At 29.9% G+C, this 5,925-nt stretch carries 7 protein-coding genes; 6 read left to right on the forward strand and 1 reads right to left on the reverse strand.

Annotated elements, in window-relative coordinates; genetic code table 11:
- Positions 1–242 precede the first annotated feature (242 nt).
- Entirely contained in the window at positions 243–1,067 is an 825-nt protein-coding gene (gene yidA, locus Q0649_RS09380) for a sugar-phosphatase (RefSeq protein WP_298840686.1), read from the forward strand.
- Positions 1,068–1,140: 73 nt separating this feature from the next.
- Here yidA and Q0649_RS09385 read toward each other — a convergent pair whose 3' ends face one another.
- Complete coding sequence (locus Q0649_RS09385; protein ID WP_298840689.1) at positions 1,141–1,308, reverse strand: hypothetical protein; 168 nt, start codon at positions 1,306–1,308, stop codon at positions 1,141–1,143.
- Positions 1,309–1,560: 252 nt separating this feature from the next.
- On the opposite strand from Q0649_RS09385, the gene Q0649_RS09390 reads away from it, so the two are divergent.
- The 5 genes from Q0649_RS09390 (at position 1,561) to acpS (ending at position 5,840) form a co-directional block, all read left to right on the forward strand.
- Positions 1,561–2,469 carry an N-acetylmuramoyl-L-alanine amidase gene (locus Q0649_RS09390; RefSeq protein WP_298840692.1) on the forward strand — a complete coding sequence of 303 codons (909 nt, stop codon included), beginning with the start codon at positions 1,561–1,563 and terminating at the stop codon, positions 2,467–2,469.
- A 1,059-nt stretch (positions 2,470–3,528) separates the two neighbouring features.
- On the forward strand, positions 3,529–3,846 hold the full coding sequence (locus Q0649_RS09395; protein ID WP_298840695.1) for a hypothetical protein: 318 nt from the start codon (positions 3,529–3,531) through the stop codon (positions 3,844–3,846).
- A gap of 147 nt (positions 3,847–3,993) precedes the next feature.
- Complete coding sequence (locus tag Q0649_RS09400) at positions 3,994–4,389, forward strand: hypothetical protein (protein ID WP_298840698.1); 396 nt, start codon at positions 3,994–3,996, stop codon at positions 4,387–4,389.
- 458 nt (positions 4,390–4,847) lie between these two features.
- Positions 4,848–5,201, forward strand: a complete 354-nt coding sequence (locus tag Q0649_RS09405; protein ID WP_298840701.1) for a DUF6514 family protein — start codon at positions 4,848–4,850, stop codon at positions 5,199–5,201.
- A gap of 216 nt (positions 5,202–5,417) precedes the next feature.
- The gene (acpS, locus tag Q0649_RS09410) at positions 5,418–5,840 is read left to right on the forward strand and encodes a holo-ACP synthase (protein ID WP_298840704.1); all 423 of its coding nucleotides are present in this window, start codon (positions 5,418–5,420) and stop codon (positions 5,838–5,840) included.
- The last annotated feature ends 85 nt before the right edge of the window (positions 5,841–5,925 follow it).

The following is a 5,925-nucleotide window of genomic DNA, read 5'->3' on the forward strand; positions in this document are numbered from 1 at the left end:
TATATTCAAGACTAACTAGTTCATCTAATTTTTTCATAGATCACTTTACACTACCCATTTTTGCATTACTTCTATTATATTACATTAATATAAAGTAAATGTCATTATTTATTTAAAGGATGTAAATATTTTATCTAAAAACATAATCAATATAAAGTTTATAAAACATGTAATCCATTACTTATAAAATTCTATGATATACTATATTTAGGTTAACAAAAGTGGTCACGTGGGGGTAAAAAATGTATAAATTAATAGCAATAGATATGGATGGAACCTTATTAAATAGTGAAAAGAAAATTTCACCAGCTAATTTTAATGCGATACAACAAGCAAAAGATAATGGAGTCAAGGTTGTACTAGCATCAGGAAGACCGCTGATTGGGTTTAAAAGATATCTAGAAGAACTTAACTTAGTTTCAGAGGATAATTATGCTGTAGCATTTAATGGAGCACTTGTCCAAAACTCTGAAGGTAATGAGATAATATCTAAAACAACATTAACTCTTGAAGATTATAAATATATATATAGTTTAAGTAAAAAGCTAAATGTTAATATACATGCGTTAACAGAGGATTCAGTTATATCTCCCAAAGACACTACATTCACTAGGCATGAAGCAGAAATGAATCATATTCCTAATGATATAATGGCTGTAGAAGATGTACCTGCAGATACTACAATAGTTAAGGTTATGTTTGTGGACAAGCCAGAAATTATAGAAGATGTTATGGGAAAAATACCAGAAGAAGTAAGTGATAAATATACAGTAGTTAGAAGTGAATCTTTTTACCTAGAATTTCTCCCTAAATCGGTTAATAAAGGTGCTGGAGTAGCAGCACTTGCTGAAAAATTAAATATTAAGCAAGAAGAAGTTATATGCATAGGCGATGCTGGCAATGACATTCATATGATTAAGTATGCTGGACTTGGAGTTGCAATGGGAAATGCATATCCAGAGGTTAAAAGATCTGCTAATTTTATAACTAAAACTAACGATCAAGATGGTGTAGCATTTGTAATTAACAAATTTATTTTGAATTCACAAGAAGAATTTGCAGTATAAAGACTAAAAATAAAGCAAGTAAATTCCTTAGGAATTTGCTTGCTTTATTTTTATATTAAAAAACAAATAATGATCAAGTCAATTTGTTTATTTCTTTTGAGTTAGTTTTATCTGAATGATTTTCAATAAAACCTTTTGTTTTAGTATGATTTCCTACTATATTCTCAAGAGCTTCTAGTCTATTAGCTTCTTCAATTTTATAACGATCTTCATTACAGTAGAAATTATTATTGTGAGCCATCGAAACTCCTCCTTTTTTTTATATTTAATATTATTATTTTAGGCTTTTTATTATCTTTAATACTATGAGATACTTGGGTATTTAATATATAAAACATAATTAAGTGAATAACTTGTAGTGATTAGTATTTAATGGAAAAATTATTTATAAAAATTTGGAGCGAATCTGGTATAATCATATGTGTTAATAAAGAAGTGGTACAATAAACATACATTGTTTCTATTTTTTACATAAAGAATTCAGGAGGGTGAAATGACTAAAACTAAAAAAATATTACTAGCTTTTATGTGTTTTATTATTATAGGTGGGGTATTATATAAAATAAATGACGTAAGGCAAAAAAATGAAAAATCTGTACAAGCTATAATAACAAATAATCAAAATATAAAGTTGAAAAAGATTGTCAATGAAAAATTACTCGCAAAAGCAAAAGCAAAAAAGGTAGAACAAGCGAAAGAGGCACAGAAAGTAAAGTCTGCAAAGGAAGCTAAGGCCTTACTTGAGATCAATAAAAAGAAAGAAGCTTTGAAGAAAAATTTGGCGAAGGTAGTTGTTATAGACCCAGGACATGCAAGTATTACAAGCAAAGTGTTAGAAAGGGAAGCACCAGATTCAATAAAAACGAAAATAAAGGAACCAGGTGGAGCTCAAGGTATTAATACAAGAACGCCTGAGTACGTGGTTAATATGGCGGTAGCAGTTAGATTAAAAGCTTTGCTTGTTAAAAAAGGATATAATGTAAAGATGACTAAAACGCAAAATAGTCAAATGCTTGGGAATATTGCAAGGGCTGAGGTTGGAAACAATGCTAAGGCTAATTTAGTTATAAGGATTCATGCAGATTCAAATGATGATTCATCTGTTAATGGAGCGTCAATGCTTGTACCTACAGATACTAAAAATACAGATCCAATATATAAGTTGAGTAAACAGTATGGGCAAGTAGTGTTTAGAAGTCTTATTAAGGATGTAGGTATGAATGATAGAGGTGTTGTCGAAAGAGATGATATGACAGGATTTAATTGGTCTAAGGTTCCTGTTATTTTAGTGGAGATGGGTTTTTTATCAAATCGTAGTGAAGATCAGATGTTATCAACTGGAGCTTATCAAGATAAGTTGGCAAAGGGTTTGGCAGATGGTATTGAGGCGGCGTTAAAGTAAAGGTATCCCATTCTCTTGCGTGCTTTGCAACAGAGCTCAAAACATGAAATTCCATTAAGAAATTCTAATCTTTTGCGAATCTAGAATCATCTAACGTTCACATTCGGCATACTGCCGGTTCACTAGATTGCCCTGTGGGCAATCTTACGAAGATTCTAGATTGGCAAAAGAAGAATTTTAAATGGAATTTCAATTGTTTTTTCGCCTCTTGTTGTAATTCACGCAAGAGAACTATTATAATTGTTACTTATTACTAGTGGCTTCAGAGAAAATCTATACTAATATGTCTTCGTGGTGATTTTGTGTGTTGACACTCGTCGTTTTACTCGAGTGGACTGGGGTTAAATTAGCTTTTGTTGTAAGTTACGCAAGAGAGAATATTTATACAAGTTACTTATTACGAGGCGCTTCAGAGAAAATCTATACTAATACGTCTTCGTGGTGATTTTGTGTGTTGACACTCATCGTTTTACTTGAGTGGGCTATGATTGATTCGGTGTTAAAGTAGATAAAGGTATCCAATTCTCTTGCGTGCTTTGCAATGTGAGCTCGAAACTGGAAATCCATTAAGAAATTCTAATCTTTTGCGAATATAAAATTCTCTAACAGCTCACACTCGACGTCCTGTCTCGGGTTCGCTAGACTGGGCCTCTGGGTAGTTCTCTGGGGGACATAACAATTATTAATTGTTATGCAACCTGGCAGTCTTACGAGAATTTTAGATTAGCAAAAGAAGAATTTCTAAATTAGATTTCAATAGTTTTTTCGCTTCTTATTGCAAGTCATTCCAGAGAAAAATAATACTAGTACTTTTTCGCGGCGCTTCAGAGAAAATCTATACTAATACGTCTTCGTGGTGATTTTGTGTGTTAACACTCATCGTTTTACTCGAGTGGGTTAGGGTTAAATTAGCTTTTGTTGTAAGTTACGTAAGAGAAAATCTAGATTAGCTGCTTAGTGTGCGTCGCTTCAGGGAAAAGGTATACTAGTACTTCTTCGCGGCAATTTTGTACGTTAACACTCGACGTTTCACTGGAGTGGGCTAGGGGGAATGCAATTATGATCCAACTATCAAGAGAATCAATATATTATGATAAGTATAGATGTTATGAGATTATTATAGATGGTATGCTTTATGGAAATATTGGGGATGGAGAAACTAAAGAAATAGATGTTGTGGAGGGGAGCCATTCAATTTACCTGAAAATTGACTGGTGCAGAAGTAATGAATTAATTTTTATTGAAAGTAAAGATAAATTTATAGAATTTGAGTGTGGTAATTCAGTGAAAGGATTAAAAAAAATATTAACATTGTTATACATATCGTTTTTTAAAAATAAATATTTATATATAAAGTATAAAGATAGTATTTCATAACATTTTTATAAATAGTATGAATTAGTAAAAAGTATTAGTTTTTATTTTCACGTTATTTGGTATAGTTTATTTGTATTATGCCACACTAAATGTAATGTAATTGAGAGATGATTATTAATTTATTTTGGTGAAGAGAGAGATGTGATTATGAGTGATATGGAGAATAATGATAAAAAACATTTAAAGAAGATTTATAAAAAGTTTTCTGATTTAGTTTATGTTGTTGCTACAACTGAACTTGAGTCTTTTATTACTAAGGGTGAGTTTACTAGTTTTTTCAATTATAGGATGAAACAAATACTTTCAGAGATTAATGAAAAGAGTGAAATGTTGGGCGCTGGCGTTTTTTTTAATACAAAGGGTGAAATAATACTTATTGATGTTGGCATTGTAGGTAAGTTTATAGAGAATAATTACACTTTGAAAATGCTGGAATATTATAAGAATATTTCTTTGAATAAGATTATTAGGGGAGTGGTTAATGGATCCGATAAGTCAAAAGCAGATTTTATTTTAATACTATTATTCTTGCTAGTTTATTAATACTAGAAGATTTATGTAAATATATTGGTGTTGATCGATACAAAATGGTAAAAGAATTAAAGCATAAAATTTACGAATATTAAAGTCTAATTAAAGAAAAAATGAAATTATATGTAAAATACTAAGATAATATGATAAACATTTACATAATAACTACATTTTTCATTAATTTAGAAGCTTTATATAAAAAAACCATAATTTGTTAAAAAATATTCAATCTTAATTAAAAAACTTTTAGTTATATTTATTGTAATTTCGACAAATTAACCAGAGCATATAATTTTAACCTATAGGTATTCTTTATTAATCTTGATATTAAGGGTGGATAGTGGGTGGATAGGGTTGAAGTTGTCAGTTAAAAGAGATAAGTTTATGTAAACGTATTTCATGAAATGACATATTTTTTTTGGAAATAATGTTATTGTATTCTCATAAGAAAGTATGGGGGGTAGAGTAATATGGTAATTATAGAAAGTTTATATAAAAAAATAACAAATGGTGATGTGGATTACAATTATTCTTACAGATTGCTAAAAGGTCAAATATCTGTATCTATGTATGGAAAACTTGCAGAAATACAAGCTTACGGGATTGAAATAGAAAGACAAGATGTTATTGATGGTACAGTTGTAGGAATACAAAGGGATTGCGTTGAAAATATAAGCCCAGAAAGATATAAAGTTAAAAAACTTTTGAATATGGTATATGATAATGAAGTATCACCTATCCACATGATTGATGTATTGGGAGAGTATATTGATGATTATACTAGTGATTTTGATGAAATTTTAGTAAGTACAGCTACTTGTTAATAAATCATTTTTACCTAACATATTGAGGAGAACATTCCTCCTTTAGAGGATGAGTATTCTCTTTTTTTTTTATAATAGAAAATTATAAAATTATAGAGTATAATACTATAAATGGTTCAGGTTATAATTTAACAGTCTAGCGTTATATTATAATATAATAGTAGACCGAAGATTAAAATTTATAAAGTACATATTTACAAGTGGGAGTTGGTAATTATGATTCTAGGTGTAGGGACTGATATAGTTGAAATCAGCCGAATAAAAAACGCTATGGAAAGAAACAATGGCTTTTTAGAAAAAATTTTTACGAGTGCAGAACTAGAGTATCTTAAAAGTAGAAATTTACGAGCAGAATATGTGGCTGGTAGATTTGCTGCGAAAGAGGCTGTTGCAAAAGCTTTAGGGACAGGCTTTAGGGGGTTTGATTTTAAAGATATTGAAATTGATCGGACGACGTTTGGAAAGCCAATAGTAATTTTAAAAGGAAAAGCTAAGCTTATAGCTAAAAAAGAAGGTCAATATAATATTCATCTTAGTATATCGCACGGACAAGAAAGTGCAATTGCTTATGCTATATTAGAAGTTGAAAAGACTCCACCAGTAGTTGTAGAAAAATCTAAGGAACTTGATTCATTATAATTAATTGTTTTAGTAATAGTATGTAATCATTAGTAATAGTATAAGTAGTAGAGTAAGCTAATAAGGCTTGCAACAATAATAATTG

It is taken from the genome of uncultured Clostridium sp., assembly GCF_937920395.1.
Lineage (GTDB): Bacteria > Bacillota > Clostridia > Clostridiales > Clostridiaceae > Clostridium_AD.

Excerpts from the sequence above, each read along its gene's own strand:
- acpS (WP_298840704.1), top strand. The coding sequence starts at position 5,418 with ATGATTCTAGGTGTAGGGACTGATATAGTTGAAATCAGCCGAATAAAA.
- yidA (WP_298840686.1), top strand. The coding sequence starts at position 243 with ATGTATAAATTAATAGCAATAGATATGGATGGAACCTTATTAAATAGT.
- Q0649_RS09405 (WP_298840701.1), top strand. The coding sequence starts at position 4,848 with ATGGTAATTATAGAAAGTTTATATAAAAAAATAACAAATGGTGATGTG.
- Q0649_RS09395 (WP_298840695.1), top strand. The coding sequence starts at position 3,529 with ATGATCCAACTATCAAGAGAATCAATATATTATGATAAGTATAGATGT.
- Q0649_RS09385 (WP_298840689.1), bottom strand. The coding sequence starts at position 1,308 with ATGGCTCACAATAATAATTTCTACTGTAATGAAGATCGTTATAAAATT.
- Q0649_RS09390 (WP_298840692.1), top strand. The coding sequence starts at position 1,561 with ATGACTAAAACTAAAAAAATATTACTAGCTTTTATGTGTTTTATTATT.
- Q0649_RS09400 (WP_298840698.1), top strand. The coding sequence starts at position 3,994 with ATGAGTGATATGGAGAATAATGATAAAAAACATTTAAAGAAGATTTAT.